The sequence below is a fragment of the Phascolarctobacterium succinatutens CAG:287 genome (assembly GCF_000434895.1).
GTDB classification, from domain to species: domain Bacteria; phylum Bacillota; class Negativicutes; order Acidaminococcales; family Acidaminococcaceae; genus Phascolarctobacterium_A; species Phascolarctobacterium_A succinatutens_A.
On sequence record NZ_FR892765.1, the window covers coordinates 1 to 848 of the forward strand.

Here is an 848-nt window from a genome sequence, read left to right on the forward strand (position 1 = left end):
AAAGGCGTTCTACCGCAGTTGGGTAGAACGCCTTTAGTGTTTTGGGTGTAGGTGCGTTATGCAACATTTGACGCTGCAATCAATATTTACTTATCAAATTCCACTTTAGGTAATCCCTTTAGTATCTTCATTGTTTCCAGACTGACAGTAATAACAGACAAAAGCAAATCAAGGATATATGTAGGATCGTTATGCTCCTTTGCCCAATCGTTAGGATCATTCTTAATCTGGCTTGCCTTATCAATCTTCACCTGATAGCGTTCCATAATCCATTCGATTGCACTACGTCCGTTAACTACATAATCATATGCCTCCAAAGGAATGTTTTTAATGGTGATATGATTGTTATAGATAATGACGCTCTTATCCTGCTTACTCTTGAATTTCATCTTTTCGACGATATAATCATCTGCTTTACGCTCTACAATTACCTGCTCCGGCTTCGGACGCTTTTCGTAGTTCAAATGCAGGTCAGCCAGCTTGCGGCCTGCTTCGCTAAAGGCTTTGAAATCTACGGCATTCTCAACCAACGGCAAGCGTGGCAGCATCTTTTTCAAGTCCGCAGCAAATTGCTTGCGATATTCTTCGCTGTGCAGGAAACCGTAAACATAATAGAATATATCCTCTTTCGTAATAGCGTTAGTCCTGTACTTTTCTCTTGCTTCCTGCAAAATGTAATCGGTAACGCCATCATGACGAATGTATTCTTTTTCTTGCGGTTCTGTGGACATAGCAAAGATATTCTGCTCCGTACTAGATTGCTTTTCTTCGTACCAGTAGAGAGGGAAACATTGAGTGTCACCAACATAATGGACATCACATACATAATCATTAAGTAAAACAGTAAG

1 protein-coding gene is annotated in these 848 nt (G+C 40.3%); it reads right to left on the reverse strand.

From position 1 onward, the window contains the following. Positions 1-86: 86 nt before the first annotated feature. The coding region (locus BN587_RS02295) for a type ISP restriction/modification enzyme (RefSeq protein WP_303684787.1) at positions 87-848 on the reverse strand (762 nt) is incomplete at its 5' end.